Raw genomic sequence first — 25942 nt, forward strand, 5'->3', positions numbered from 1 at the left:
GCCAGCCGCTACCATCCAGCGCACATGAATGCTCTCTTCGAACGATCCTGGCAGCGTGCCTGGTCCGCACTCATCGGCGCAGGCCCCGGCGAACGCGACGGGCACGCGCTGCGCGACGACCTGCTCGCGCGCTACGCGGAGCCGCCACGCAAGTACCACACCCGTCAGCATCTCGAGGAATGCCTGGCGCTCTTCGACGAGGTCGGCGCGCTGGCCGTCCATCCCGCCGAGGTCGAGATGGCGCTCTGGTTCCACGACGCGATCTACGACGTGAAGGGCTCGGGCAACGAGGAACGCAGCGCCGAGTGGGCGCAGGAGGCGCTGCTCGCCGCCGGCGCGGAGCGCGACGTCGCCGATCGTGTCCGGCGACTGGTGCTGGTGACGAAACACGACGGCGTGCCGGCCAGCGTGGACGAGCAGGTGCTGGTCGACATCGACCTGGCCATACTCGGAGCCGGCCGCCCGCGCTTCGACGAGTACGAGCGCCAGATCCGCGATGAATACGCGTACGTGCCGGGTTTCCTGTTCCGTCGCAAACGCAGGAAGATCCTCAGGACCTTCCTGGAGCGGCCGGTGCTGTACAGCACGCCGGCGCTGCGCGAACTGCTGGACGCGCGCGCCCGGGAGAACCTGCGGCGCGCGATCGGCTGATCAACGCGACGCGGCCACGACCGCCTGCGGCACGTTGCGGAAACTGATGGCCAGCCGGTTGTACGTGTTCATGAGGCCGATCGCGATCGTGAGGTCGACGAGTTCCTTCTCGCCGAACACCGCGACGGCGGCGGCGTAGTCGGCATCGGGCACGCCGGTCGTCGCGACGCGAGTGACCGACTCGGCCCAGGCCAGCGCCGCGCGCTCGTGGGCGTCGAACAGCGCGCCGCCTTCCTGCCAGGCCTGCACCAGGGCGAGCTTCTCGACGGGCACGCCCTTCTTGAGCAGGTCGCGGGTGTGCATGTCCAGGCAGTACGCGCAGTTGTTGATCTGCGAGACACGCAGGAACACGAGGTCGACGAGCGCCGGCGGCAGGCCGCTCTGGGCGACGTAGGCGTAGACGCCGCCGAGCGCCTTCACGCCGGCGGGAGAGATCTGGCTGTAGTCGAGACGTTGGGTCATGGGGGGCTCCTTGGGATCGATGACTGGATTCTTCTCCCGCCGTGGTGCAAAGTGGAGTCCCAAGAATCGCAAAAATCGCTGTACCACGATGAGCCTGCCGCTGAGCCTGCCGCTCGACAAGTCCTCCGCCGTCCCGCTGGCGGACCAGATCCATCGGGGCATCGCGACGGCCATCGAGCAGCAGGTGCTCCTGCCCGGCATGCGATTGCCGTCCTGGATCGACCTGGCGGCGCAGGTGGGCGTGGCGCGCGGCACGGTGCGCGTGGCCTATGAGAAGCTGGCCGCCGCGCAGATGATCGAGGCGTCCCGCGCCGCCGGGACGCGAGTCGCGGAGCGGCCCGCCGCCTCACGTCGCGGCGAGGCGGCCCTCGACCCCGGCCCCTTCATCGCGATGTACCGCGAATTGACGGCCGGGCCGGGGATCTTCCAGCCCGGCATTCCGTCGCGCGACAACCTGCCGTCCAAGCTGATGCATCGTCTTCGCGCGCGGGCGCTGCTGGCGGAGACGACCGGCGCGGCGCTGTATCCCGACCCCCGCGGCGAGCTGGCGCTGCGGCGCGAGATCGTCGCTTACCTCGCGGTCGCGCGCGGCGTGGTCTGTTCGCCGGACCAGGTGCTGGTCACCGGCGGGTACGCGGCGGGGCTGGGGATCACGCTGCGCGTGCTCGGGCTCGACGGCGGGTCGGCATGGATGGAGGAGCCCGGCTTCTTCTTCACGCGGCACGCGCTCCTGGTCGGCAGGCTGACGCCGGTCCCGGTGCCCGTGGACGAACAGGGGATCGATGTGGAGGCCGGCTGGCAGCGCGCGCCGGACGCGGCGCTCGCCGTCGTCACGCCGGGGCAACAGGCGCCGCTGGGGGTGACGATGTCGCTGCAGCGCCGGCTGCGCCTGCTCGACTGGGCTGCCAGCACCGGCGGCTGGATCGTCGAGGACGACTATCTGAGCGAGCTGCAGCTGCAGGGGCGCGCCGCCCCGGCGCTCGCGTCGCTGGACCGGCACGGGCGAGTGATCCACATCGGCTCCTTCAGCAAGACGATCGATCCGCGGCTGCGGCTCGGGTTCGTCGTCGTGCCGGCGGCGATGGTGTCGCGCTTCGCGGAGGCGGTCGCCTGCCTGGCGCCGCCGCCGGGGCCGGCCACACAACAGGCGATCGCGGCGTTCATGCGCGACGGGCACTACCTGCGCCATCTGCGACGCACCAAGCGGTTGTACCTGGCGCAGCGCGACGGCCTGCTGAAGCGCTTGCACGAGCGGGGCCTGGAGACCCTGCCGGCGGCCCTGGCGGTGCTGGTCCGGACGCCGTCGGGGGTTTCGGACCTCGCGATCGCGCGGGACCTGTTCGCCTACGGCATCTCGCCGGCGCCGCTGTCGGTCTGGTTTGCCGAAGCCGGGCGGGCGCAATCGGGGCTGATGCTCAGCGTCGCGACGGCGCCGCAGTCGCAAGTCGCGCGCGCCTGCGACCGCCTGCAGGAGGTGATCGCCCGGCACGCGCCGCGCTGAAGGCGCCCTCGCGGCAGAAGGCGCCAGCGCTGCGATGCGAATACCGATCCGGCGCCAACGCTGTGGCCGATGCCGGCAACACGTCATCCCGGGAGGAACGACCCTTGCCACAAGGGCGGCTCCACTCCGACCTTGACGGGACTGCCATGGACCTCCACCACCGCCCGCCGCGCGACCTCTGCGTGGGCACCGCTTCCGGACTGCTCGGCGGCCTGATCGGCGCCGCCGCGATGACCGCCTTTCAGGCGGGGCTGGCGCGAGTCGGCATTACCTCGGGGGTGCGCGGCATGCCGTCGACCGAACGTGCCGCCGATCGTCTCGCGGCATTCACCGGCCGCCGTCTGCCGTCCCGCGAGCGCGCTGTCGCCGGCGAAGCCGTCCACTACGGGATGGGATCGCTGGTCGGCGGCCTGTACGGCGCGGCGGCCGAACTCGATCCCCGCGTGACCTGCGGGCGCGGCACCGTGTTCGGCGTGGCGGCGGCGACCGTCGTCGACGAGACGCTCGTGCCCGCGTTCCGCTTCGGCGACCCGGTCACGCGGGCGCCGCTGCCATCGCATCCGTACTCGTATGCCTCGCACCTGGTCTACGGCGCCTTCACCGAGTCGGCCCGCCAGCTGTTCCGCCGCTTCTTCGGCCGGGTGCGCGCGGGGGCGCAGGTCGTGCGCGAGGCGAGGGCGCAGGGCGTGCCGGTCGTCGCGGTCAAGCCGGCCGATTCCCGGCGCACGCTGCTGATGGCCTTCCTGCTCGGCAGCACCGCCGGTCCGCGGACCAGCGCGCCGCTCACCGTCACGAGCTGGGCCGCGAAGCTCGGCTGGATCGACGTGAAGGACTCGCCGCTGGCCTTCCTGGCGTCGACGCACGCGGTGGCGGTCACCACGCCGATGGCGATCGGGGAACTCATCATCGACAAGCTGCCGTCGACCCCCGATCGCACCGACCCGCCGGGGCTCGCGGCGCGTGCCGTCAGCGGGGCGATCTCGGGCGCGGCGCTGGCGGGCGGACGCTCCTGGCCGGCCGCCCTCGCGGGTGCGATGGGCGCCGTCCTCGCCACCTATGCGGGGTACACGCTGCGCGAGAAGCTGTCCGACGCACTCGGCCACGACTTCCCGGTCGCGGCCGTCGAGGACCTGATCGCCTTCGGCGGCGCGACGATGGTGTGCCTGGCGCAGGTGGGCAGCAGTGAGGAGGCGACGTCCTCATCGGCGGGCACGGCGGCGGCTCATGACGACGCCTACGACGACGCGCTCTCGGCGCTGGGCTGGCCGCACAGCTGAAGCGCTGCGCCATCCGTCCCCGCGGGGCGCGCAGGAGATGGTCGACGTGGCAGCGCGTCAAGCCATCAGGTCAGGTCCATCTGATCAGGGTGACGATCATCGCCACGCAGAGCGCCATCGCGCCGAGGTAGAGCCCCCAGCCGCGCAGGCGACGGCGACGGAGAAGACGCTCGCCGCGGTCGTCGCGAAGGACTTCTTCGTCGTCGCTTCGCGCCAGCAACGCGCCCGCCGCATAGAGCCCAGCGGCGATCACCGCTGCCGCGATCAGGTTGCGGCCTTCGCTCATGTCGTCGCTGACATCGAGCCAGATCGCCGACGCCACGCCGGTCATCACGACCACACTGACCGCGCGCCAGCGGTCCAGCCGGCTGACCGCCGGATCGAAACGCGGCTGTCGCAGCCGATCGCCGTCCGGCTCGGCGGTGGTCGACGTGCCCGGCGGCGACCAGCCGGGCGACTTGAACAGCACGCGGATCCGGTCCGACCAGCGCGGCGTGGCGCGGGCGCGGTCGAACAGCTCGCCGTAGAACTGGCCCACCGCCTTCAACGGGTTCCAGCTGTGCAGCGGCTTGACCGTGCCGTAGACGCAGGGCTCGGTCTCCTCGGCGAAGGTGCCGAACATCCGGTCCCAGATCACGAGCACCGCGCCGTAGTTCCTGTCCAGGTAGCCCGGATTCACCGCATGGTGGACGCGGTGGTTGGATGGCGTCGAGAACACCCGGTCCAGCCAGCCCAGTCGCCCGATGTGCTCGGTGTGGATCCAGAACTGGTACAGCAGCACGAACAGCCCCGCCGCGACGTACTGCTCCAGCGGCAGGCCCAGCAGCGCCATCGGCAGGAAGAACGGCCAGCCCATCACCGCGTAGAAGCTCTCCTGGCGCAGCGCGGTCGTCAGGTTGAAGTGCTCGCTCTGGTGATGCACGGTGTGGGCCGCCCAGAAGAGGGCGCTCTCATGGCTGACGCGGTGCAGCCAGTAGTCGCAGAAGTCGTAGACCACGATCGCGACCACCCAGCCCCACCAGCCGTCCCAGGCCGTGGTCGGAACGAGCGCCAGATGCGGCTGCAGCCACGCGTACATGCCGTTCTGGAACAGCGGCGTGATCGCGGCGACCGCCAGGCTCATCAGGCCCTGGCTCAGGCTGCTGAGCGAGTCGGACAGCCCGTAGGTGTCGCGCCCCTTCAGCCGTCCCCACAGCCATTCCAGGGCAATCAGGAGTCCGAACAGCGGGACGGCGATGAGGAGGACACGGTGCATGAAGGACGGCCGGGAAGGAGAGGGTCAGGACTTGCCTGCTCAGAACCGATACCAGAGGCTGGCGCTGAAGGTCTGCTGGGTCTTGGCGGTCGTCAGCGGGGACCGCGACGCGTCGCCCACCAGCCGCGCATTCAGCCATTGGCCGCTGACGGACCAGTGCTCGGAGAACTTGTGCTCGCCGCTGAGGGCGATGCTCCAGTCCATCAGGCCGGCGCGCGGACGCCATTCGGGCAGGCCGCTCGCGCGGGATTCGCCGGGACCGATGCCGTAGCTGCTGCGCAGGTGCGCGCCATTGGCCGCCGTGGCCCCCAGCGTGATGGCGATGAGGTCGTCGCCGACCGGGATGCCGGAGGTCAGACCCAACTCGAGCTGCTCGCCGTCATGCCGTCGGCCGCTGCCCCACGAGAAGCCCGACTGCAGCATGAGCCAGGAGGTCGCCTGGACGTTCGCGAACGCTTCCGTCGTGACGCGCGAGCCCAGCCGGTCGATGCCCTGGGGCGTGACCCGCGACGGCCGTCCGAACTGCGGCCACAGCCGGGCGCCGACCTGCCAGACCGAGGCCGTGGCGGCATCGGCCAGCACGGGCACGAGGTTCCAGCCGATGCCGAGGTCGGTGGAGACGAAGGCGCCTTCGGGCGTCAGCACTTCCAGGGCCGGCAGCAGGTCATTGCTCGCGCGCGCGGCTGCCGGGCGCGGAGGGCCAACTGCGCGTCGACGCGCCACCGGACCAGCTCGTCTGCGCCGGCGGCGCGTCCATCAGCACCAGGCTGCCCGCCGCCCAGGCCGGTACCGCACCGCCCGCCAGGCCGGCGCAGAGGAGCGGGATGAAAGACCGTGCGGCGCCGCGGGCCGCGGCGGGGCGGCGCGTGCGAGGCAGGGGGAGGGTCGGATGGACGGCGCGGCGCATGGGGACGGAAGCTGCCGGAATTCTAGGGAGCGGTGTCCGCCGCGACCTTGCAGGAATCTGTCGGTCCGCACTCCAGGTCCCGTGCGGAGTACGTTTGCAACTCCCACCAGATGGGGGATAGCGCATGCACCTGGGGCCCTATAAATAGGGATGGCGGGTGACAACGTTGCCGATCTATATCGGCAACATGTCGTCACAAGTGTTTCAGGCATCCCCCCTCAGGGTTCCCCCTGAAGAGGGGGCGACGCAAGTGACCATCGGCCTATTATCCGGGCCTTCTCCGGCGTGCAGTGAGGGGTAGCGACGACCGAGCCGGAGACCCATCGGTCAGTCGAAAAAATGGGAGGCCCTATGGAAACAGTGTCCGTTGCCCGCACGTTCGAGGCGGCTGGAAGTGGTGGCTATGCGATGCCGGCGGTGAAACGCCGGGTACTGCTGGTCGACGACCATGAACTGGTGAGGGCGGGGATCCGCACCCTGTACCAGTCGCTGGATGAGATCGACATCGAGTGGGTGGAGGCGGCGTCGCTGCAGGAAGGTCTGCAGGCCTACGTCGGCGGCGGCGCGGTCGACGCCGTGCTGCTGGATCTGAACCTGGGGGACTGCAAGGGCCTGCAAGGGCTGCGGCAGTTCATGGAGGCCTATCCCGAGGCCCGTGTCGTCGTCTTCAGCGGCACGCAGGATGAATTCGTGGTCCGTCAGGCGCGGGCGCTGGGCGCCGTGGGCTACCTGCCCAAGGGCGCGCTGATGGCCGAGATGCGCAGCACGCTGCGTGCGCTGCTGGCCGAGGGCCAGCGCCACCGGCAGTCGCAGTCGGGCACCTTGTTCCCGCGCTTCCCGTCGTCCGCGATGTACGACCGCGTGGCCGAGCTCGGCCCGCGCCACCTGGAGATCCTCGAACTGGTGCTGTCCGGTTGCAGCAACCAGGAGATCAGCAACTCGACGCAGCTGTCGCTGGGCACGGTGAAGAACTACGTCTCCTCGCTGCTGCTGGCGCTGGACGTCAAGTCGCGCTCGCACATGATCAGTCTCTTCCGCTGACGAGGTGGCCACGGTCCACCGAGGCGATCCGCGGGGCGATCACCGGGGCGAGGAACAAGCCCCCGACACCACCTTTCCGCCGACCGAGATCTTCATCGACTCGCCGGACGTCCCCGACGTGCCGGCGAGCGCCGTTTCTGGCGTGCCGTCAGGCGCTGCATCGAACGGCGGCCCCGCTGCGTCCGGCGCGGAGCGTTCAGTCGCGCCGCCGGCGTCCGGCACGCCAACGGCGCCGGGCCTGCGTCCGGGTGAGGCCGGTCCCGGCCCGTCCACGCCGTCGGGCGCGGGCGCTCCGCCGCCCGCCGACGGCATGGGCGCCCGTCCGAAGCGGTCGCGCCGCCCGCCGCGACCGAGCCTCTTCGTGGCGGTCGCCGGCGCGGTCCCGGAGAACGACGAGTCCGTCCAGGAAGGACGCCGCCGCGAACGGCGGGCGATCGCACGCCGGCTGCAGGATGCGGGCTTCGACGAAGCCTGGAGCCATTGGCCCTGGCTGCTGACGGCGGTCGCCGTGCCGCTGGTCTCGGCGCTGCTGCGCGGCATGCCCGCGACGGGCCTGGTGGTCTGGGTCTTCGGCGTCATCGCGCTGGCGGTGGGCTGTGTCTTCACCGCGCGGTCGCTCTCCCACCGCGGATCCCGGGTCGACAGCAGCCGCATGGCCTTCTCCGACCGCGAAGGCCGGCGCCTGCTCTACCTCCAGGCTGCGGGCTGCCTCGCGCTGCTGAGCCTGCACCCGTGGCTGGCCGAATCGCCGGGCGCGCGCGGCTTGCTGACCGGACCGCTGCTGGCGGCCACGGCGGCGGTGGTCGGCGTGCTGCTCGCGCCGATGGGGCGCTGGTCGGCCGTGATCGCGGTGCTGCCGGCGTCCGAGGGCCTGGCGCGGCTGTTCGATCCCGCCGCGCGGCCGGGGGCCGGTCCGGTGTGGTTCCTTGCCGCGGCGGTGGTCGGCGGGCTGGCCCTGCTCGAACACCATCGCTGGCAGCGGGCCAAGCGTCTGCTGATGGAGCAGGACCTGCACGTCAGCACGCTCGAACAGGACCGTGACGGCGCCATCCGGGCCGACCAGGAGAAGAGCCGTTTCCTCGCGATCGCGAGCCACGACCTGCGCCAGCCGGTGCATGCGCTGGGGCTCTTCGCCGCGAGCCTGGAGCGCCGCCTGCAAGGCACGGAGGAAGAGCCGCTGATCCGCAACGTGATGCGCTCGATCGAAGGCCTGGAGCGTTCCTTCAACGCGATGCTCGACATCTCCCGGCTGGACGCCGGCACGGTCGAGCCCAACCTCCAGCACTTCCCGCTGCGCGACCTGTTCCGGCGCCTGCACATGCACTACGCCGGCCAGGCGGAGGGGGCGGGGCTGGGGCTGCGCTTCTCGCCGGGCGGCAAGTCCGTCACCAGCGATCCGCAGCTGCTGGAGCGCATCCTGGGCAACCTGATCCAGAACGCGATCAAGTACACGGAGGAGGGCGGCGTGGTGGTGGTCGCGCGGTCGACCTCGACCCACCTGAACCTCGAGGTGTGGGACACCGGCATCGGCATCAAGTCCAGCGACCTGCCGCGCATCTTCGCGGAGTTCTACCAAGTGGGCCAGAGCGAGCGCAGCCGCACGCAGGGCCTGGGCATGGGGCTGGCGATCGTCAAGCGGCTGGCGCACCTGCTGGGGTACCGGCTGATGGTGGCCTCGCGGCCGGGTCGGGGGGACGATGTTCCGGCTCAGCATCCCGCTGGGCGGGCTGCCCGAGATCCCGGAGTTCACGACGGCGGCCGACACCGTGCCGATGCCGGTCATGGAGCCGCGCTCGGTTCTCGTCATCGACGACGAGGAGCCCATCCGCATCGGCCTGCAGCTGCTGCTGGAGGAATGGGGTTATGAGTCCATCATTGCCGCCACCGCGGCCGAGGCGGCAGAGGCGGTGCGCGCGCGGGCCGAGCCGCCGGACCTGATCCTGTCGGACCTGCACCTGGGCGACGGGCCGGACGGCATTGCTGCGATCCGCGCGGTGCGTGAGCTCTGCCGCACCGAGGTGCCGGCGATCCTCGTCACCGGCGACACCAGCCGCGAGGAACTGCGCCGTGCCACCGAAAGCGGCCACACGGTGCTCTTCAAGCCCCTGCAGCCGCGCAAGCTCTTCAACGCCCTGCGCGGCATGGTCTCCTGACGCAAGACCTGACCCCAGCCCGACAGCGACAGCGACAGCGACAGCGACAGCAACAGCGACAGCAACAGCGACAGCAACGTCGCATGTTCCAGCGTCAAGCGCAGGAGCGGTGTCAGCGAGCGCGAGTGGGGCCGGAATGAGGCTTGGGGTCCCTGGAGGGGTGCCCCATGCCTCGTGGAGAGCCCGCGCCTGGCCAACCGGGGGCGACATCCGCGCGAGGTGCGCCCGGTGGGGCCTACAGTAACGAGCCCTTCACGCCGTTCCACGATGACCACGATCTCTGACTCCTTGACGCCACGCCGCCTGACTTCGGCTGCCTGGGCGCTGCGCATCCAGTTCTTCGTGTCTGGGGCGTTGTTTGCGACCTGGGGTGTGCATGTGCCGACGGTGAAGGCGCATTACGGTCTGGGCGAGCAGTCGCTGGCGATTGCGATGCTGGCCTCGGGTGTTGGCGCGTTGCTGGCGTTGACGCAGGCGGGGCGCGTCGTGGCGCGATTCGGGCCTCGGGGCGTGGCGGGGCTGACCGGCGTCCTGTGTGCTGCCGGCGTATCGATGCTGATCGCGCCCAGCGTGTACCTGGGGCTTGTCCTGCTGCTGATGCTTTTCGGCGCGACGGCCAGTCTCTTCGACGTCGCCATCAACGCTGAAGCGACCGAGATCGAGCACCTGGCCGGCCGCCCGCTGATGAGCGGTTTCCATGCGATGTTCAGCCTCGGCGGCATGGTCGGCGCGGGTGTGGGCAGTCTGCTGCCGTTGCTGGGCTGGACGCCGCAGACGCATCTGCTGGTGGCCTGCGGCACGGGCATGGTGCTGATCCTGGGCGCCTGCGCCGCGATGCTGAAGATGAAGACCGATGCCGGCGAGTCACAGCCGCTGAGCCTGCCGCGCGGCGTGCTCGCGCTGATCGGCACGCTGGCGGCGCTGGGTCTGATCGCCGAAGGCGCGATGTACGACTGGAGCGTGCTGTTCATGAAGCAGGAGCGCGCCAGCGACGCCAGCCTGTCGGCGCTCGGTTATGCGAGCTTCAGCCTGGCCATGGCGCTGGGGCGTTTCGGCGGGGACTGGGTGCGGGCGCGCGTCGCGCCGGTGCCCTTGATGGTCGCGAGCGGGTTGCTCGCCGCTGCGGGCATGGCGACCGCGCTGCTGGTGCCGATCGCATCGGCGGGACTGCTGGGCTTCGCGCTGGTCGGGCTGGGCCTGTCGAACGTCGTGCCCGTGCTGTTCAGCGCGGCGTCGAAGGTGCCCGGCGTCAGCGCCGCGCACGGCATCGCGGCGGTCTCGTCGCTGGGCTACCTGGGCATGATGGCCGGCCCGCCGCTGATCGGCATGATCGCGGAACACACCTCGCTGACGGCCGGTCTGTCCTGCGTCGTCTTCTTCGCGCTGTTCATGGCCGCCAGCGCGCAACGCGCGTTGGGCGGCACGGCCCGAACGGCCGCGCCCGCGGCCGCTGATTGACCTCGCGTTCCGAGACCGCCTCGGACCGACTGCGAGAGGCCGGACAACCCGTGCGAGGTGTGTAGGCGAACGCCCGACACGGGCATCGGGCGATCACCGAGGCGACGATGCGCCGTTGGCCTCGTGTCGCCGAACGCCATCGTCCCTACAGTTGATCCTGACAACGGAATTCGAGCTTCCGTTGTCCATGCTTCTCTCTCGCATGGTCCGCCTTTTCCCTCTGCAGGCGGACGACTTTTCGGCCCCGGTCTCACGACCGGGGCCTTTTCTTTTTTGGGCCAGCCCGCCACGGCCACGGCCAAGGCGGTGGCGTCCGGCGCGGCGCGTCTGTGCTGACCTTGCCTAAGATGCGTGCCCATGAACAGCACGACTTCGACGCCGCGCCTTCGTATCGAATGGCGCGGCAGGGCCACCGACATCGAATACACCTGGGTGAATGGCGGGGTCGACGACGCAGCCGATGCCTCAGCAAGCGCCGCGCCGGTGATGGTCTTCCTGCACGAAGGCCTGGGCTCGATCGCCATGTGGCGGGACTTTCCGGCGCGCCTGTGCGCGGCGATCGGCATGCGCGGCCTCGTGTACTCGAGGCCCGGCTACGGGCGCTCGACGATGCGCGCGCCGGACGATCGCTGGGGCGTCGACTACCTGCATCGCCAGGCGCATGAGGTGCTGCCCGCCGTGCTTGCGGCATTGGGCGTGACGTCGCCGCCCTGGCTGTTCGGGCACAGCGACGGCGGCTCGATCGCGCTGCTGCATGCGGCGAAGCTGCCGACGGCGGGGGCAGTCGTTGCCGCGCCGCACATCGTCGTCGAGGATCTGTCTCTCGACGGCATCCGCAAGACCGTCGAGGTCTACGAGGCGGGTCCGTTGCGCGAGCGCCTGGCGCGCTTCCACGACGATCCGGATTCGCCGTTCGGCGGATGGAGCGGCACGTGGCTGAGCGCCGCCTTCCGCGACTGGTCGATCGTCGAGGAGATCCGCGCGATCCCCTGTCCGGTGCTCGCGATGCAGGGCGTCGACGACGAGTACGGCACGCTCGAGCAGATCCGCGGCATCGCGCGCGAAGTCCCCCAGACGCGTCTCTTCGAGATTCCCGCCTGCGGCCACTCGCCGCACAAGGACAAGCCCGCCGAAGTGATCAACGAAGTCAGCGACTGGTTGGGGACGGTGGTCCTTGGGGTTCCGGCCCTTGCGGCCGGGGCCCCATGGTCCAGCGGCCGACGCCCGAACGACGGCAGGTAGGCGGTCTCAGACCGTCAGCAACCCCATCGTCATCGCCTTCAACGTCGCCGCGGCCCGCGTGCTGCATTCGAGCTTGCGAAACGCGCTTTCCAGATGCGTCCGCACGGTCGCCGGGCTGATGCCCAGCACCTTCGCCGCTTCCTTGTTGCTTTCGCCGATGGCGATGCGGCCGAGCACCTCGGTCTCGCGCGCGGAGAGCGTGATCGCTCCGGGCGAGAAGGGCGGTGCGGCAATGCGGCGCCGTTCCGCGCCGCAGACGGCGTCGGCCGCTTGCGGGTCGAGGCGTCCGGCGGCCACTTCCTTGCCCATGGCGACGCGTGCCGCGTCGGTGTCGAGGGCCGGCGCTCCGGGGCGTGGTGTCCGCACGGTCACCCACGCGGCCGCCGCGGCCAGCACCCGGGCGGGCATCGGAATCGCGGCGCCTGCCGCGCTGCGGAACGCACCGGAGCCATCCATGCGTTCGTCGACATAGGACGCGAGCTCCGCTTCGGCGTGCAGCGCGGTCAGGCGCCGCGCTGCACGTCCGGTCCAGTACGGCATCAGGCGAAGCTTCTCGCGGTCGGCCTCGCCGAGCCGGCGGCCTTCGCTCCAGATCGCGTTCGGCACCGACGCGCGGCCGATGCCGTGCAGCAGCCCCGCGCGATGGAGCCGCTCCTGCGCCGCGGCGTCGAAGCCGAGCACGGCGCCCGCCTCGCGGGCTGCATCGGCCACGCGGCGTGACAGGCCGGTCATCCACGGCAGCTTGAGGTCGATGACGTCCGCGACCAGTTCGAGCGGTGTGTCGAGGGCGGCCAGCGCGGCATCCAGGTCGGCGGCCTCGTGGCGCGGGGCGCTGCCATGCCCGCTTTCCTGTGTGCTGCTTCCCTGCGCCCCGCCTTCATGCGCGCCGGCCTCCAACGCAACCATCCACGCCTGCGCGTTCCTCGTCACCAGGTCCACCAGCGCTTTCGGATACTTCGCCTCCGAGCGCTCGCCGATGTAGCGCAGGGCCGCGGACACGCCGTGCACGCGCGAGAAGATCTCCAGATCCCCCGCCAGCGCCACATGGAAGACGACGGCCGGGATCTCGTCGCCGCGCAGTCCGGCGGGTTTGCCGTGACCGTTCCAGGTCTCGAAGAGATGGCGCATCGCGCGCTCGATGTTGGCGGGCAGACCCAGCAGCCGGGCGATCTCGCCCGCGACCTCGCAGTGGATGAGCGCCGCCTCGCCGAGCGTGCCGGCCAGCGCCGACGCTGCTTCGGCCGATCCGTTGGAGAGCATCGCGTCGCGCCCCCCGACGTCGTCGCCCATCAGCACCGAGAACTCCGGCGCGTTGGCCGTGCAGCCGGACCATCGCAGCAGCGCCACGCAGGCGGCGTGGCCGGGCGCCTCGTCGGCATCGCGACCGAGCGCGAGGCCCTCGGCGCGGGCCGCCGCGGCGATGCGCGCGGCGAGCCACGCCGTCCGCGTCGAATGGTCGACCGGCTGGCCCATGCTGAGGTCGCCCACGAATGCGAGCGCGCGCACGGCGTCGAGCACCGGTACGCGCGAGGCCGCCGGGCCCGCCGTCGTGGCGGAGGGCGCGGAGGAAGTCGAGGGGATCGGAAGGAGCGGGGAGGAAGAGTCGGTCACGGCGTCCCAGGGGCAAGGTCGAGCGCGCCGCGGGCACCGCGCCATGGGTGCCCGCGGCCGGCGCGGACCTTACCGGGATTGCCGGACCGCGTCCAGGATGACCTTGGCGACCGCTTCCGGCTGGGACTGCTGCGGCACGTGCGAGCTGTCGACCTTCGTCACCTTCGCGCCGGCGCGCTGCGCCATCGCGGCCTGCGCCTCGGGCGCGATCATGTGGTCGGCGGTGGCCAGCAGGTAGTACGAGGGCTTGGTCTTCCACGCCGCGGCGGACACCGTCTGCTCGAAGGCCTTGGCCTGGATCGGGCCTTGCGTCGCCGTCATCACGGCGGTCGTCGCGGCGGGCAGGTCCTGCGCGAAATGGTTCTTCATGCCTTCGGCAGTCAGGCTGAGCCAGCCTTGCGCGTCGGCCTTGAAGTGGGCCGAGCCGGACGGCGTCGGGAAGCCCTTGCCCTGTTCCGCGGTGTTCTGGCCGACGTTGGGTGCGAACGCGGCCACGTAGACCAGCGAGGCGACCTTGTCCGAGGTGCCGGCTTCGGTGATCACCGTGCCGCCCCACGAGTGGCCGACCAGCACGACCTTGCCAGGCTGGGCGTCGATCCGCGCGGCGCGCGGCGGCGACGTCGTCGGCCAGCGAGCTGAGCGGGTTCTGCACCGCGGTGACCTGCACGCCTTCGCGCTGCAGCAGCGGGATGACCTTGGCCCAGTCGGAGCCGTCGGCGAAGGCGCCGTGGACGATGACGACCGAGGGCTGGGCCGAGGCCGCCGGCGTGGCAGCCAGTGCGGCGGTCGACAGTCCGGCCGAGGCGGCGAAGGCGCTGGCGGCAATGGCGGTGGCGATGAGGCGGCGGGTGATGTTCATGGTCTGGCTCCTGGTGGTTGGGAGGGTGTCGGGACAGGGCTCTACTGTCGCGATTGACGCCCCGCACCGGTATCGGACGAATGTCCGAGGGCCCGACCGCCGGAACGCCGGAGGCGGTCGACCCTGTGACACGGCAGGGGACAGCGCGCCGCCTTGCCCATCGGTATTTACGCTGAGGCCGCCACAGTCCCTGCGGGCGATGTCGTCATGGCGTCAAGCGCCCATCGCCCTGCGTGGGCGGAGCTCGCCACCGTCGAGCGACCGGCGCGCGGGGACATGCCTTCCCGCATCCCCAATGCGGATGCGTTTGCGCGGCGTTTGCGTCCCGCCGCGGGGGGCGCCTCCCGGCAAGTCCTGACCCCACCCCCTGCGCGGCGACTGCCTCCAAAGGGTGATCCCTTAGGGAAAGAACCACCCCCGCACCGAGGGGGAAACGCGGCCCGACCCCCTCGTGCTCTCCGTGACAAGAGTCACAGAATCGACACGCCCGAAGGTCGTCCTCCCGCCGGCCATCAGCAGTCGAGACGGCGCCCCGCATCACGGTGCGCCGTCGTCCAAGTCCAGGTGGACATCCCACCTTCATCCTGAAAAGGACGCAGCAATGTTCAAGAAGACCTGTCTGGCCCTGGCGCTCGTCGGCGCCGCGGCCGCGGCCCACGCGGGGCCCACCCTCATCAACGAGGGCTTCGACGACGTCACCGCACTCCCAGGCTGGATCATTTCCAACCAGGGCACGCCGGGCGGAACGACCCAGCCGTGGGTGCAGGGCGATCAACAGATCTTCACCGCGCTGAGCGGTGCGGCCAATTCCTACATCTCCTCCAACTACAACAACGCGCCCGCCGGCGGCACGTTGTCGAGCTGGCTGGTCAGCCCCGTGTTCTCGACCGCCGAGAACCTGGAAGTGTCCTTCTGGGCGCGCGGCGACATCCAGCCCGGCTTCTTCGACCAGCTGACCTACGGCCTGGTGAATGCCGCGGGCGTCTTCAGCAGCTTCGTGCCGCAGGCGACGGTGACGGTGGCGGGCGCATGGACCCAGTACAGCTTCCTGCTGGCGGGTCAGGGCGCCGGTTCCACCTCGCGCTTCGCGATCCAGTATTTCGGTGACGCGGACAGCGCGAACTACGTCGGCGTCGACAACGTCAGCGTCAACGTGCCCGAGCCGTCGACCTGGGCGCTGGCCGGCGTGAGCCTGCTGGGCCTGGTGGCCGCGCGCCGCCGCCGCGCACAGTCTTGAGCCGCGTTTCGAGTCATCGGAACCTCCGAGTCATCTCCGCAAGGACAACGACCATGATCACCCGCATTTCCCTGGGCCTGGCGATCGCCGCGGCCCTGCCGCTGGCGGCGCAGGCTCACGAAGCCGCCGCTCCGGCATCGCTGCCCGTGGCCGACGCGGCCGCCATCGCGGCTGCCGACACCAACCAGATCGTCATCGTGCGCGACGCCGATACCGGCCGCCTGCGTCCGGCGACCCCCGAGGAGCACAACGCCCTCAAGGCGCTGCCCGCCAACGCCAACGCCCGGGCGCGCGTCGCCTCGCGCGCGGCCGCGATGACGCCGCTGCTCAAGCAGCATCGCAGCGGCGCTGTCGGTGTCCGCCTGACCGACGACATGGTGAGCCAGTCCGTCATGGTGCGCGGCGCCGACGGCAAGCTCATCGAAGCCTGCTTCGCCAGCAAGGAGGAGGCCGAGGCCTTCATGAAGAACGGCGGCGCGGTCGCCAAGTCGGCCCTGCCCACGGAGTAAGCCATGCAGACATCCTTCAAGAAGACCGTCCTTCGCACGGCCCTGCTGGCCGCGCTGTGCGGCGCCGGCGTCGCGCAGGCCGCCACCATCGTCATCCAGAGCCGTGACCCCGCGGGCGTCGGCTTCAACGACACCACGCCGGTCGCGCCCGTCGGCGGCAACCCCAAGACCACGTTGGGCGAGCAGCGCATGTACGTCTACCGCTACGTGGCGGACGTGTGGGAAAAGGCGCTCGACAGCGACGTCACGATCACGGTGAACGCCGGCTGGGAAGCGCTGACCTGCACCTCGTCGCAGGCGGTGCTGGGCAGCGCCGGCGCCTGGAACATCTGGCACGACTTCCCCGGCGGCACGCCCGGCACCTGGTACCCGCAGGCGCTGGCCAACAAGCTGGCCGGCGAGAACCTGAGCGCGGATCAGCCTCCCGGCCCTTCCGGCTACGACAACGTCGACATCAAGACCCAGTTCAACATCAACCTCGGCAAGACGGGTTGCCTGGACGGCTCGCCGTTCTACCTGGGGCTGGACGGCAACTTCGGCACCGGCGTGAACTTCGTCGAAACGCTGCTGCATGAACTGGGCCACGGCCTGGGCTTCTCGGTGCTGACGGTCTACACCGGCTCGGTGGCGTCCGCGGTCGGCTACCGCCTGAATGCGGACGGCACCGCCTACGTCGCCAACGGTGGACTGCCCAGCGTCTGGGAGCAGTACATGTATGACAACACGGCGGGCAAGAGCTGGCTGACGATGACCAGCGCCGAGCGCCGTGTGTCGGCGGTCAACCCGCTGGGTCTGGCGTGGACCGGTCCGAACGTGCTGGCAGGCGCCGGCATGCTGTCGGCGACGCCGGTGCTGAAGGTCGCGTCCTCGGCGCCGGGCCAGTCCGGTCAGTATGCGTATGGCACGGCCTCCTTCGGTCCGGCGGTGAGCAGCGGTCTGACGCTGGGCGCGCTGGCGACGGTGTCGGCGGATGCGGTCAACGGCGCGGGTTGCCTCCCGTTCAGCCCGGCCGACACCACGGCGGTGGTGGGCAAGGTGGCGATCATCGATCGCGGCACCTGCGGCTTCGCGGTCAAGGCCAAGAACGCGCAGAACGCAGGCGCGATCGGCGTGATCATCGCCAACAACGCGGCCGGCGCTGCGCCGGGCCTGGGGCGGCGCGGACCCGACGGTGGTGATCCCGACGGTCAGCGTCTCGCAGGCCGACGGCGTCAAGCTGCGCGCGGCGATCATCGCGTCGGTGCCGTACGGTACCCGCGGCAAGCCGGGCCTGGCGACCTCGTCGTTGTCCACCGATCCGAGCAAGCGTGCCGGCGCTGACGTGCTGGGCCGCCCGCTGCTGTACACGCCGAACCCGATCGCCTCGGGCTCGTCCGTGTCGCACTGGGATGTGTCGGCCTCCCCGAACCTGCTGATGGAGCCGAACATCAGCCCCGACCTGGGCCTGATCCTGGTGCCGCCGAAGGACCTGACCAAGCCGCTGCTGAAGGATCTGGGCTGGTAATCTGCCCTTGTCCTGACGCCGGACCGGCCACCGACCGTTGAGTGGGTGGCCGGCGCGGTAGGATCCCCCTCGAAAGCCTGGTGCGCGAGCGCCAGGCTTTTTTCTTGCAAGTGGCCGCCCGAAGTGGGCTTCGATTCGCTCGAAGGTCGTCAGCAGGCGCGGAGATGTCGCTCAAACGGGCGATGAAATCCGCCATGCGGACGTTTGAGCGGGGTGAAGGGGGCGGCTGGTTGCGTCTTCAAACAGGCGGGTGGTCAGGACTGACTGATAATCGCCGGCCCCGGCTAGCCGGACCCTGGTTTTTTACTGGAAGCATTGATGAACAAGAGTGAACTGATCGAAGGCATCGCCACCAAGGCTGGCGTGACCCGTGCCGTGGCCGCGACCGCCCTGGACGCGACCCTGGAAACCATCACCGAAGCGCTGGCCGCTGGCGACCAGATCGCCCTGGTGGGCTTCGGCACCTTCAAGGTGAGCGACCGTGCCGCGCGCACCGGCAAGAACCCCGCCACCGGCGAAGCGCTGGACATCCCGGCCTCGAAGGTCGCGAAGTTCACCGCCGGCAAGGCGCTGAAGGATGCGGTGAACAAGTAAGCCTCCCGGCTTCTTGTCACTCAGGCGGCGCCCGCTCCTGCGAAAGCAGGGCGGGCGTTGTCGTTTGTGGTTCAGCCCTCGCGGAAGAACTTCAGCGCCGCCAGATCCGGAAACGCCGTCGGCCTTTTTGCCTGAGCGGCCGCGAACGCCTCCATCAGGTTCTTGTTCTGCCAGATCGCCGCCTGCAGCCAGCCCATCTGCTGGAGGCTGTCCTTGACGCCGTGATCGCGGGCGTAGTGGATCGCCTGCTTGCTGCCCCAGATCGCGACGGGCGGCTTCTGCGCGATCTCGCGCGCGCATTGCAGCGCGGCTTCGACGCATTCCGCCTGCGTCGCGAAGACGTCGTTCACCAGGCCCACCGCCTGCGCCCGCGCCGCGGGCATCCGGCGGCCCGTGTAGGCCAGTTCCTTGACCACACCCAGCGGCACCAGCTTCGGCAGCCGTTGCAGCGTGCCCAGGTCCGCGACCATGCCGATGTTGATCTCCTGGATGCAGAAGAACGCGCCGGTCTCCGCATAGCGGATGTCGCACGCCGCCACGAGGTCCACCGCGCCGCCGATGCAGCCACCGTGGATTGCCGCGATCGTCGGCACGCGCAGGTCGTCGAGCTGGTTGAACGCCCGTTGCATGTCCGCCAGCAGATCGACGATCGCCGCGCGGCCTTCGGCGCTGCGGTCGTCGAGCTGGATGCCGCCGTTCTGGAAGACCTCCAGCGACATCCCCGCGCTGAAGTGCTTGCCCGTCGACGAGACCACCAGTGCTCGCAGCGTCGGGCTGCGATGCAACTGCTCGAGCACCGCTTCCAGCTCGCGCCACAGCTGCGGCGACATCGTGTTCATCGCATCGGGCCGGTTCAGCACCAGGTGGCCGACGCCGGCTTCTTCGGTCAGGGTGAGGCAGTCCATTCGAGTCTCCTGTTGTTGTTCCGATCGTTCCCGGCGTCCCGGTCTTCGTGTTGAAGCGGGCGGGGGATCGGACGATGCTAGCGGGAGACCGATGGACGCCGCGTCAAGGACGCGACGCCCGATGCCGATTGGAGAGCGCTCTCAAGCGCCGACCAGCTCCTCCGCCGGGCCGAAGAACTCGTAGCGGAGCTGCTCCGTCGGCACGCCCAGCGAGCGTCCCGCCCGGTATACCGCCTGCATGAACGGCTTCGGGCCGAGCAGGTACAGGTCGACGTCGCGATCCTCGGGCAGGTGTCGCGCGAGCAGCGCATCGGTGACGTAACCGATCTCATGCGGTTCGTCGCCGTCGCGCGGCGCGTCGTAGACGTAGAGCGCCTCGACGTTCTCGTGCGCGGCGGCGAGCACATCCACGCGCTCCCGGAACGCATGCACGCCGCCGTGACGCGCCGCATGGATGAAGCGGATCGGCCGCCCGCTGGCCGCGGCCGATTCCAGCATCGCCATCGCCGGCGTGATGCCCACGCCGCCCGTGACCAGCACCAGCGGGCGGGTGGCCCCGGCGTCGAGCGTGAACTCGCCCGCCGGCGCTTGTACGTCGATACGGGTGCCGACCTCGGCCACGTCATGCATCCAGTTGGAAACCAGTCCGCCGTCCTCGCGCTTGATGCTGACGCGGTACCAGGGCTTGCCCGGCGCGTCCGACAGCGAGTAGTTCCGCCGCACCGTCCTGCCGTCGATGGTCAGCACCAGGGTCAGGTATTGCCCAGGGTGGAAAGGCGGCAGCGGCTGGCCGTCGACCGGCTCCAGGTAGAACGAGGTAATCAGCTCGCTCTCGCGTTCCTTGCGCGCGACGACCATCTCGCGCTGTCCGCGCCAACCGCCCGGCAGCGCGGCCGTGGCGGCGTAGACCTGCTCCTCGGCGTCCATCAGCAGTTGCGCCAGGGCGCCGTAGGCCTCGGCCCACGCGTCGATGATCTCGTCGGTGGCGACGTCCGCGCCCAGCACCTCGCGGATCGCGCCCAGCAGGCATTGACCGACGATCGGGTAGTGCGCGGGCTGCACGCCCAGCGCCACGTGCTTCTGGATGATGCGGGGCAGGGCAGGGGCGAGTTCGTGCACGCGGTCGATGTGGCTCGCGTAGGCCAGCACCGCGCCAGCCAGCGCGCGCGCCTGCGTGCCCTCGGCCTGGTGCGCTTCGTTGAAGAAGGCCTTCAGCTCAGGATGGTCGGTCAGCATCACGCGGTAGAAGTGCCGCGTGATGTCCTCGCCGCGCGACTTCAGCAGCGGCACCGTGGCCTGGATCAGGGCGATGGTCTGGGGCTTGAACATGAGCTTCTCTACTCCGGATTCGTTGAGGATGGCTTCCTCTACTCACGTTCCATGCCAGCGCGATTCGACTTTCAAAATCATCCATAACCCATTGATATGAAAAGTGACAAATGACCCTGATGTCAAATCGATGTCGAAATGACCGATGATGCGCCCATGTCCGATTGACAACACGCAGGTCGAAGTGACTCCAGATTCCCGCTACCGCCAGCTGCTCGCCGCCGTGCGCGGCCTCGTTCGATGCGACGCCGCCGCGCTGCTGCGGCTGCTGCCCGACGAGGGCGCTCCGGTGCTGCAGCCCGTGGCCGTCGACGGACTGGCGGAAGAGGCCCTCGGCCGGCGCTTTCCGGCCGCGGCGCATCCGCGTCTGGCGCGCCTGCTGGAGAGCGGCCACGGCCTGCGCTTCCCGTCGGATGCCGGTCTGCCCGATCCCTACGACGGGCTGCTGGAACACCAACAGGAGCTCGAGGCCGTGCACGACTGCATGGGCGCGCCCTTGCGCGTCGACGGACGGATCTGGGGCCTCGTCACGCTGGATGCGCTGGATCCCCACGCGTTCGACGGCGTCGACGACGGCCGCCTGCAAGGCATCGTGCGATTGCTCGAGGCCGGCGTCGTCGCCGAGGAAACCATCGCCGAGATGGCGCGTCGCGCCGAGCAGGAACAGGCCCTGGCCCGCGCCGCGTCACGCGGCGGATCGCGCGAGCTGCTCGGCCGCAGCGCCGCGATGGTCCGGCTGCGCGAGGAGATCGACACCGTCGCCGGCTCCGACCTCACCGTGCTGATCCTCGGCGAGACCGGTGTCGGCAAGGAACTGGTCGCGGAGCGGCTGCATGCGCGCTCGCCGCGGCGCGATCGACCGCTGGTGCAGATCAACTGCGCGGCGCTGCCGGAGACGCTGGCGGACAGCGAGCTCTTCGGCCACAAGCGCGGCGCATTCACCGGCGCGGTCGCGGATCGCAGCGGCAAGTTCGAGCTGGCCGACGGCGGCACGCTGCTGCTGGACGAGGTCGGCGAGCTGCCGCTGCCGGTGCAGGCCAAGCTGCTGCGCGTGCTGCAGAGCGGCGACGTGCAGCGGCCCGGCAGCGATCGGGTGCAGAAGGTCGACGTCCGCGTGATCGCGGCGACCAACCGCGACCTGCGCGAGGAAGTCGCGCGGGGCCGCTTCCGTGCCGATCTGTATCACCGGTTGTCGGTCTACCCGTTGCGCGTGCCGCCGTTGCGCGAGCGCGGCCGCGACGTGCTGGCGCTCGCCGGCGGCTTCCTGGAGGAGAACCAGCATCGCCTCGGCGCGCGCAACCTGCGCCTGTCGCCGGCGGCCTCGCAGGCGCTGCTGGCCTACGACTGGCCGGGCAACGTGCGCGAGCTGGAGCACCTCGTCAGCCGCGCGGCGCTGCGCGCCTTGTCGTCGGCCACAGGGGCCGGGCGAGGCGGGCGATGGATCGCGATCGAGCCGGAGCATCTCGGATTGAGCCTCGCTCCAGGCGCGGGCCAGGGCCTGGGACCAAATCCCGGCGTCGGCGTCGGCGTCGGCGTTGGATCGGTCATTCCTGCTCCCGGCGCCGGGGTCGGGGAGGCATCCGGTATGCCCCTGGCAGAGACACCCGCCACGCAGCCGGTAATCGCTGCCGGTCCCGGGCTGCGCGAGGCGACGGACCGCTTCCAGCGCCAATGGATCGAGGACGCGCTGCGACGTCACGACGGTGCCATGGCCGCCGCGGCGCGGGACGCCGGCATGGATCGGAGCAACTTCCTGAGACTGCTGAAACGGCTCGGCGTGCACGCGCCGTCGCGATAGCGTCGTCCGCCCGGGGCGGTCAGGACTCACGGTACAGTGGGACGGACAAGGGACGACATGACGGCTGACAGGCGAGAGGACGATCAGATACCCGGCGAGGCCGACGACGTCAGGCGTCTGCAGCAGGCCGGTGACGCGGTCTACCGCCGCCTGGTCGAGGGCGTGCTCGACTACGCCATCTTCCTGCTGACGCCCGCGGGCCGCATCGCCACCTGGAATGCCGGCGCGCAGCGCATCAAGGCTTACGCGGCCGACGAGGTCATCGGCCGCCACTTCTCGATCTTCTACACGCCCCCGGACATCGACCGCGGCTGGCCCGCGGAGGAACTCAAGCTGGCCCGCGCGCACGGCCACTTCGAGGATGAAGGCTGGCGCGTGCGCAAGGACGGCTCGACCTTCTGGGCCAACGTGGTGATCACCGCGATCATGAATCCGGACGGCGAGCTGCTCGGTTATGCCAAGGTCACCCGCGATCTCACGGCCCGCATGCAGCAGGAGGCCGAACGTCTGCGCATGGTCGAACTCGTCGACGAAAGCCGGCGGATGACCGAGTTCATCGCGATGCTCTCGCACGAGATCCGCAACCCGCTCGCGCCCATCATGAACGTGCTGTCGATCATGGGCCGCGAGGCGCTCAGTCCGCGCGGCGAGTGGTGCCTGTCGGTCGCCAACAAGCAGGTGCGTCAGATCAACCGGCTGGTCGAGGATCTGCTCGACGTCAGCCGCGTCACGACCGGCAAGGTGCGCTTGAGCGTCCAGCCGCTGGAGCTCGGCGTCGTCGTCGATGAAGCCGTCGAAGGCATGCGGCCGGCGGCGGACGCACGCGGGCATCTGCTCCACGCGACGCTGCCCGGCGAGCCGATGCGCCTGAACGGCGACCGCACGCGGCTGATCCAGCTGGTGTCCAACCTGCTCAACAACTCGATCAAGTTCACGCCGGCGGGCGGGCGCATCGACCTGAGCCTGCGCCGCGAGGAGGACGTTGCCGTGCTGACCGTGTCGGACAACGGCATCGGCATGACCGAGGACACGCTGAGCCACGCCTTCGAGCCGTTCTCGCAAGGCGAGGACCACGCGCGCGGGCACGGGGTGCACGGCGCGCAGGGTGTGCAGGGCGGGCTGGGCGTCGGGTTGGCCCTGGTGCGCAGCATCGCGGAACTGCACGGCGGCATCGCCGTCGCGAGCAGCGCGGGGACCGGGCAGGGGAGCTCGGTGACGGTCCGGCTGCCGTTGCGCGGTGGCGAGCGGCCCCAGCATCACGCGTGACTTCAGGGCTTGCCCAGGTCCGGCGCCTATAACGATTTCAGCCAGGCCAGCAGCGCGTCGCGATCCGCCTTGGACAGCTGCTCGAAGCGCTGACGCGACTTCTCGCCTTCGCCGCCGTGCCACAGGATGGCTTCGGTCAGCGTGCGGGCGCGGCCGTCATGCAGATAACCGACCGGCTGCGACTGCGCGATCTTCGCGGTGTAGCCGATGCCCCACAGGGCCGGGGTGCGCCACATCGCGCCTTGCGCCTGGCCTTCGGGCAGGTTGTCCGCCAGGGCCGGACCCATGTCGTGCAGCAGCAGGTCGGTGAAGGGATGGATCGTCTGGTCGCGCAGTTCCGCGAACGGATGGTTCCTGCCCGTCTTCATCTCCGGCGTGTGGCAGGCCGCGCAACGCAGCGCGTCGAACACCTTGCGGCCATTGGCCACCTGGACCGCGTCCACGCGATGCTCTTGCGTCGGCGCCACGCCCTTCGGGAATCCGCTCGGGAGGCTCCGTTGAGCCGGCACCGACAGCAGCTGCAGGTACTGCGTCAGCGCGCTCAGGTCCGCTTCCTGGATGCCCTTCTGCGCGGGCGCCGTGCGACAACCCACCGGGTCGGTCGTGCAACTGCGGTTCGGATACACCGGCGAGGTCACCGACATCTCGTTCAGCAGCGCATGAGCCACCTGGTGACGGACGCTGGCCTTGGACGCCTTCCAGCCGAAGCGGCCCAGACGCGTCGCGCCGGTTTCCGGATCGAAGCTGAAGTTGGCCTTGCCGAGCACACCGTCCTGATCAGGGGCCGATCGCACGCGAGCCAGGATGTCCGCTTCAGGCACCGCTTCCAGCAGGCCGACGCCGATCAGCGCTTGAGCGGCGCGCGCCGACCACAGCTGCGGCATCGGGCCGTCGAACCTGAATCTCGGCTTGCGCAGCTCGACCTGGGTGCCGTCCGCCAGCGTGACGCTGCGGGTCTCGAAGCCCACGACCCGGACGACATAACCCCCTTCCTCCGGCGCGCCGGAGGACGACATGGCGTTCATCTGGATCGACGCGCCGTAGAGCGGGTCGGGACGGAGGCCGCCGCCGGCGTCCTTCATGGCCACGCGGAAGGCCATCCGGTCCAGGCGCTGGTGCAGCGTGGACGGCGCCGGACCGCGGCCGTTGTTGACGTGGCACTGGACGCAGGTCGTGGCGTTGACGTGCGGCCCCGCCAGGCCGGCGATGGCGGCCATCGGTTCGTTGCCGGGCTCGATGTGCGCCCCCGTCATGAAGCTGCTGTGGGCCGTGCGGCGACCTTCGACGAATCGCTGCATGTTCCGCATGCCGGTGTTGTTGGCCGGCTGCTGGAACATCCGGAAGCCTTCGTCCGAATAGTTGTACGAGACGGACCCGAGGCCGCCCGACAGCGTGGAGGCCGGCAGCGGCGCGCTGTTCAGGCGCGGTGCCACGCCGTACCACGGGGTCAGGCCTTGACCGACGACGTAGACCCATTCGTTGGCGTAGTAGCGGGTACCGCCGTTGTCGCCCCTGGCCTGCATCGACGCCGTCGTCGTGAACATCGACGGCGCCATCTCGATCGGGTCGCCGACCTTCAGCGGCCGTGCGTCGACGCGCGTGCCGTCGGGGAATCCGTCGGCGCCCAGGCCCGCGTGTCCCGGGTAGTCCCTGATCACGACCGTGCAATGGTCGGTGCCGGGCTGACCGTTGGCCGGATAGTCCACCGGCGAGCAGACCGAACCCGTCGTGTCGAGCAGTTCGCCGTTGTCCATCCACCCGTAGCCGGTCACGCCGACGCGGTCGAAGGCGCGGAAGAACGCGGTGCCGCCCGGCAGGAAGTCCACCGTGGGGTTGTAGGTGTTGACCTTCAGCGAGGGCCTGGCGATGCCGGCCACGCGGCTGTTATCGATGATCTCCATGCCCCAGGTGCGATTCCTGAAGGAGTTCGGCACGAAGCTCAGGTAGGCCCCCTGACCCTTGTCGACGGGGGCGCCCGACGCATCGACGGTCTCGTTGGGGCCTTGGCCGATCTCGTTCCACTCCTCGCCGCGCTCGCGGGCGTGGTGTCCCACGCCGCGGTTGCCGAAGCGCGTGATCAGCGTGCCGTCGGGCAGCGTGAACTGCAGCGTCTCGATCGGCGACTGCGGCGCGAACAGCGGCGCCAGGTGCGCGCCGTCGGCGGGCGCGAGGAAGGGCGTCGTGGTCGTGGTGTCGCCCGGTACGGTGTCCGAGGCGATCTGGATGCCGCCGTCATGCGGCCCGTGGCCGCCATCGCCGCCGCAGGCGGCCAGCAGCGCGCTGCCCAGGAGGGCGCGGACGAATGCCTTGCCCATCGTGGTGACTCCCTCCCGTGTCCGTGCCTGTGTCCGTGCCTGTGGGTGTGATTGGTGATGTCCCTCCT

Annotated in this window: 23 protein-coding genes and 1 pseudogene; 15 read left to right on the top strand and 9 right to left on the bottom strand. The window is 70.2% G+C overall.

Annotation, left to right across the window (positions count from 1 at the left end):
- Positions 1–24: 24 nt before the first annotated feature.
- Complete coding sequence (locus tag ACFJIX_RS22465) at positions 25–651, top strand: N-methyl-D-aspartate receptor NMDAR2C subunit (RefSeq protein ID WP_377154919.1); 627 nt, start codon at positions 25–27, stop codon at positions 649–651.
- Here the strand turns inward: ACFJIX_RS22465 and ACFJIX_RS22470 are convergent, their stop codons facing one another.
- Entirely contained in the window at positions 652–1113 is a 462-nt protein-coding gene (locus ACFJIX_RS22470; protein ID WP_377154920.1) for a carboxymuconolactone decarboxylase family protein, read from the bottom strand.
- Positions 1114–1201: 88 nt separating this feature from the next.
- Between ACFJIX_RS22470 and ACFJIX_RS22475 the strand changes: the two genes are divergently transcribed.
- Together ACFJIX_RS22475 and ACFJIX_RS22480 are read left to right on the top strand one after the other, a co-directional pair.
- Positions 1202–2614: a PLP-dependent aminotransferase family protein gene (locus tag ACFJIX_RS22475; RefSeq protein ID WP_377154921.1), complete on the top strand. Its 1413-nt coding sequence runs from the start codon at positions 1202–1204 to the stop codon at positions 2612–2614.
- 146 nt (positions 2615–2760) lie between these two features.
- Positions 2761–3891 (top strand): DUF4126 family protein, encoded by a 1131-nt coding sequence (locus ACFJIX_RS22480; RefSeq protein WP_377154922.1) that lies wholly within the window; start codon positions 2761–2763, stop codon positions 3889–3891.
- 70 nt (positions 3892–3961) lie between these two features.
- Here the strand turns inward: ACFJIX_RS22480 and ACFJIX_RS22485 are convergent, their stop codons facing one another.
- From ACFJIX_RS22485 to ACFJIX_RS22495, 3 genes are read right to left on the bottom strand one after another with little or no spacing between them, the layout of a single operon-like run.
- Complete coding sequence (locus ACFJIX_RS22485; RefSeq protein ID WP_377154923.1) at positions 3962–5146, bottom strand: sterol desaturase family protein; 1185 nt, start codon at positions 5144–5146, stop codon at positions 3962–3964.
- Positions 5147–5185: 39 nt separating this feature from the next.
- The gene (locus ACFJIX_RS22490) at positions 5186–5791 is read right to left on the bottom strand and encodes a MipA/OmpV family protein (protein ID WP_377154924.1); all 606 of its coding nucleotides are present in this window, start codon (positions 5789–5791) and stop codon (positions 5186–5188) included.
- A 19-nt stretch (positions 5792–5810) separates the two neighbouring features.
- Positions 5811–6053: a hypothetical protein gene (locus tag ACFJIX_RS22495; protein ID WP_377154925.1), complete on the bottom strand. Its 243-nt coding sequence runs from the start codon at positions 6051–6053 to the stop codon at positions 5811–5813.
- Between the two features lie 351 nt (positions 6054–6404).
- On the opposite strand from ACFJIX_RS22495, the gene ACFJIX_RS22500 reads away from it, so the two are divergent.
- From ACFJIX_RS22500 to ACFJIX_RS22520, 5 genes are all read left to right on the top strand, one after another.
- On the top strand, positions 6405–7094 hold the full coding sequence (locus ACFJIX_RS22500; protein WP_377154926.1) for a response regulator: 690 nt from the start codon (positions 6405–6407) through the stop codon (positions 7092–7094).
- Between the two features lie 4 nt (positions 7095–7098).
- The gene (locus ACFJIX_RS22505; RefSeq protein ID WP_377154927.1) at positions 7099–8961 is read left to right on the top strand and encodes an ATP-binding protein; all 1863 of its coding nucleotides are present in this window, start codon (positions 7099–7101) and stop codon (positions 8959–8961) included.
- Positions 8876–9247, top strand: coding sequence for a response regulator (locus ACFJIX_RS22510; protein ID WP_377154928.1), 372 nt, complete (start codon positions 8876–8878; stop codon positions 9245–9247). The genes ACFJIX_RS22505 and ACFJIX_RS22510 overlap by 86 nt, the downstream gene beginning before the upstream one ends.
- A 267-nt stretch (positions 9248–9514) precedes the next feature.
- A complete protein-coding gene (locus tag ACFJIX_RS22515) occupies positions 9515–10705 on the top strand; it encodes an MFS transporter (protein WP_377154929.1) in 1191 nt (396 codons plus the stop codon).
- 357 nt (positions 10706–11062) lie between these two features.
- Entirely contained in the window at positions 11063–11947 is an 885-nt protein-coding gene (locus ACFJIX_RS22520; RefSeq protein ID WP_377154930.1) for an alpha/beta fold hydrolase, read from the top strand.
- Between the two features lie 6 nt (positions 11948–11953).
- Here ACFJIX_RS22520 and ACFJIX_RS22525 read toward each other — a convergent pair whose 3' ends face one another.
- Both ACFJIX_RS22525 and ACFJIX_RS22530 read right to left on the bottom strand, forming a co-directional pair.
- The gene (locus tag ACFJIX_RS22525; protein WP_377154931.1) at positions 11954–13558 is read right to left on the bottom strand and encodes an HD domain-containing phosphohydrolase; all 1605 of its coding nucleotides are present in this window, start codon (positions 13556–13558) and stop codon (positions 11954–11956) included.
- A gap of 69 nt (positions 13559–13627) precedes the next feature.
- Positions 13628–14417 (bottom strand): annotated as a pseudogene (locus tag ACFJIX_RS22530) (alpha/beta fold hydrolase).
- A 601-nt stretch (positions 14418–15018) separates the two neighbouring features.
- Here ACFJIX_RS22530 and ACFJIX_RS22535 point away from each other — a divergent pair.
- From ACFJIX_RS22535 to ACFJIX_RS22555, 5 genes are all read left to right on the top strand, one after another.
- Entirely contained in the window at positions 15019–15654 is a 636-nt protein-coding gene (locus ACFJIX_RS22535) for a choice-of-anchor J domain-containing protein (RefSeq protein WP_377154932.1), read from the top strand.
- 53 nt (positions 15655–15707) lie between these two features.
- On the top strand, positions 15708–16163 hold the full coding sequence (locus ACFJIX_RS22540; RefSeq protein WP_377154933.1) for a post-PEP-CTERM-1 domain-containing protein: 456 nt from the start codon (positions 15708–15710) through the stop codon (positions 16161–16163).
- Between the two features lie 3 nt (positions 16164–16166).
- Positions 16167–17483, top strand: a complete 1317-nt coding sequence (locus tag ACFJIX_RS22545; RefSeq protein ID WP_377154934.1) for a PA domain-containing protein — start codon at positions 16167–16169, stop codon at positions 17481–17483.
- Complete coding sequence (locus tag ACFJIX_RS22550) at positions 17449–17667, top strand: hypothetical protein (RefSeq protein ID WP_377154935.1); 219 nt, start codon at positions 17449–17451, stop codon at positions 17665–17667. Before ACFJIX_RS22545 ends, ACFJIX_RS22550 begins: the two co-directional genes overlap by 35 nt.
- A 318-nt stretch (positions 17668–17985) precedes the next feature.
- Positions 17986–18261 carry an HU family DNA-binding protein gene (locus ACFJIX_RS22555; RefSeq protein WP_297524037.1) on the top strand — a complete coding sequence of 92 codons (276 nt, stop codon included), beginning with the start codon at positions 17986–17988 and terminating at the stop codon, positions 18259–18261.
- Positions 18262–18332: 71 nt separating this feature from the next.
- On the opposite strand, the gene ACFJIX_RS22560 is transcribed toward ACFJIX_RS22555, so the two are convergent.
- Together ACFJIX_RS22560 and hmpA are read right to left on the bottom strand one after the other, a co-directional pair.
- Positions 18333–19166 carry an enoyl-CoA hydratase-related protein gene (locus tag ACFJIX_RS22560; RefSeq protein ID WP_377154936.1) on the bottom strand — a complete coding sequence of 278 codons (834 nt, stop codon included), beginning with the start codon at positions 19164–19166 and terminating at the stop codon, positions 18333–18335.
- Positions 19167–19307: 141 nt separating this feature from the next.
- Positions 19308–20495 (bottom strand): NO-inducible flavohemoprotein, encoded by a 1188-nt coding sequence (gene hmpA, locus ACFJIX_RS22565; RefSeq protein ID WP_377154937.1) that lies wholly within the window; start codon positions 20493–20495, stop codon positions 19308–19310.
- A gap of 145 nt (positions 20496–20640) precedes the next feature.
- On the opposite strand from hmpA, the gene norR reads away from it, so the two are divergent.
- Entirely contained in the window at positions 20641–22293 is a 1653-nt protein-coding gene (gene norR, locus ACFJIX_RS22570) for a nitric oxide reductase transcriptional regulator NorR (RefSeq protein WP_377154938.1), read from the top strand.
- A 57-nt stretch (positions 22294–22350) separates the two neighbouring features.
- Positions 22351–23559: an ATP-binding protein gene (locus ACFJIX_RS22575; RefSeq protein WP_377154939.1), complete on the top strand. Its 1209-nt coding sequence runs from the start codon at positions 22351–22353 to the stop codon at positions 23557–23559.
- Between the two features lie 26 nt (positions 23560–23585).
- On the opposite strand, the gene ACFJIX_RS22580 is transcribed toward ACFJIX_RS22575, so the two are convergent.
- On the bottom strand, positions 23586–25874 hold the full coding sequence (locus ACFJIX_RS22580; protein ID WP_377154940.1) for a di-heme oxidoredictase family protein: 2289 nt from the start codon (positions 25872–25874) through the stop codon (positions 23586–23588).
- Positions 25875–25942 lie beyond the last annotated feature (68 nt).

The organism is Roseateles sp. UC29_93, from assembly GCF_042695725.1.
GTDB classification, from domain to species: Bacteria; Pseudomonadota; Gammaproteobacteria; order Burkholderiales; family Burkholderiaceae_C; genus Roseateles; species Roseateles noduli_A.

What these genes read in the sequence shown, in the direction of transcription:
- ACFJIX_RS22515 (WP_377154929.1), top strand. Translation starts at nt 9,515, where the DNA reads ATGACCACGATCTCTGACTCCTTGACGCCACGCCGCCTGACTTCGGCT.
- ACFJIX_RS22480 (WP_377154922.1), top strand. Translation starts at nt 2,761, where the DNA reads ATGGACCTCCACCACCGCCCGCCGCGCGACCTCTGCGTGGGCACCGCT.
- ACFJIX_RS22560 (WP_377154936.1), bottom strand. Translation starts at nt 19,166, where the DNA reads ATGGACTGCCTCACCCTGACCGAAGAAGCCGGCGTCGGCCACCTGGTG.
- ACFJIX_RS22485 (WP_377154923.1), bottom strand. Translation starts at nt 5,146, where the DNA reads ATGCACCGTGTCCTCCTCATCGCCGTCCCGCTGTTCGGACTCCTGATT.
- ACFJIX_RS22555 (WP_297524037.1), top strand. Translation starts at nt 17,986, where the DNA reads ATGAACAAGAGTGAACTGATCGAAGGCATCGCCACCAAGGCTGGCGTG.
- norR (WP_377154938.1), top strand. Translation starts at nt 20,641, where the DNA reads ATGATGCGCCCATGTCCGATTGACAACACGCAGGTCGAAGTGACTCCA.
- ACFJIX_RS22575 (WP_377154939.1), top strand. Translation starts at nt 22,351, where the DNA reads ATGACGGCTGACAGGCGAGAGGACGATCAGATACCCGGCGAGGCCGAC.
- ACFJIX_RS22580 (WP_377154940.1), bottom strand. Translation starts at nt 25,874, where the DNA reads ATGGGCAAGGCATTCGTCCGCGCCCTCCTGGGCAGCGCGCTGCTGGCC.
- ACFJIX_RS22520 (WP_377154930.1), top strand. Translation starts at nt 11,063, where the DNA reads ATGAACAGCACGACTTCGACGCCGCGCCTTCGTATCGAATGGCGCGGC.
- hmpA (WP_377154937.1), bottom strand. Translation starts at nt 20,495, where the DNA reads ATGTTCAAGCCCCAGACCATCGCCCTGATCCAGGCCACGGTGCCGCTG.
- ACFJIX_RS22475 (WP_377154921.1), top strand. Translation starts at nt 1,202, where the DNA reads ATGAGCCTGCCGCTGAGCCTGCCGCTCGACAAGTCCTCCGCCGTCCCG.
- ACFJIX_RS22510 (WP_377154928.1), top strand. Translation starts at nt 8,876, where the DNA reads ATGGAGCCGCGCTCGGTTCTCGTCATCGACGACGAGGAGCCCATCCGC.
- ACFJIX_RS22465 (WP_377154919.1), top strand. Translation starts at nt 25, where the DNA reads ATGAATGCTCTCTTCGAACGATCCTGGCAGCGTGCCTGGTCCGCACTC.
- ACFJIX_RS22495 (WP_377154925.1), bottom strand. Translation starts at nt 6,053, where the DNA reads ATGCGCCGCGCCGTCCATCCGACCCTCCCCCTGCCTCGCACGCGCCGC.
- ACFJIX_RS22500 (WP_377154926.1), top strand. Translation starts at nt 6,405, where the DNA reads ATGGAAACAGTGTCCGTTGCCCGCACGTTCGAGGCGGCTGGAAGTGGT.
- ACFJIX_RS22535 (WP_377154932.1), top strand. Translation starts at nt 15,019, where the DNA reads ATGTTCAAGAAGACCTGTCTGGCCCTGGCGCTCGTCGGCGCCGCGGCC.
- ACFJIX_RS22545 (WP_377154934.1), top strand. Translation starts at nt 16,167, where the DNA reads ATGCAGACATCCTTCAAGAAGACCGTCCTTCGCACGGCCCTGCTGGCC.
- ACFJIX_RS22470 (WP_377154920.1), bottom strand. Translation starts at nt 1,113, where the DNA reads ATGACCCAACGTCTCGACTACAGCCAGATCTCTCCCGCCGGCGTGAAG.
- ACFJIX_RS22540 (WP_377154933.1), top strand. Translation starts at nt 15,708, where the DNA reads ATGATCACCCGCATTTCCCTGGGCCTGGCGATCGCCGCGGCCCTGCCG.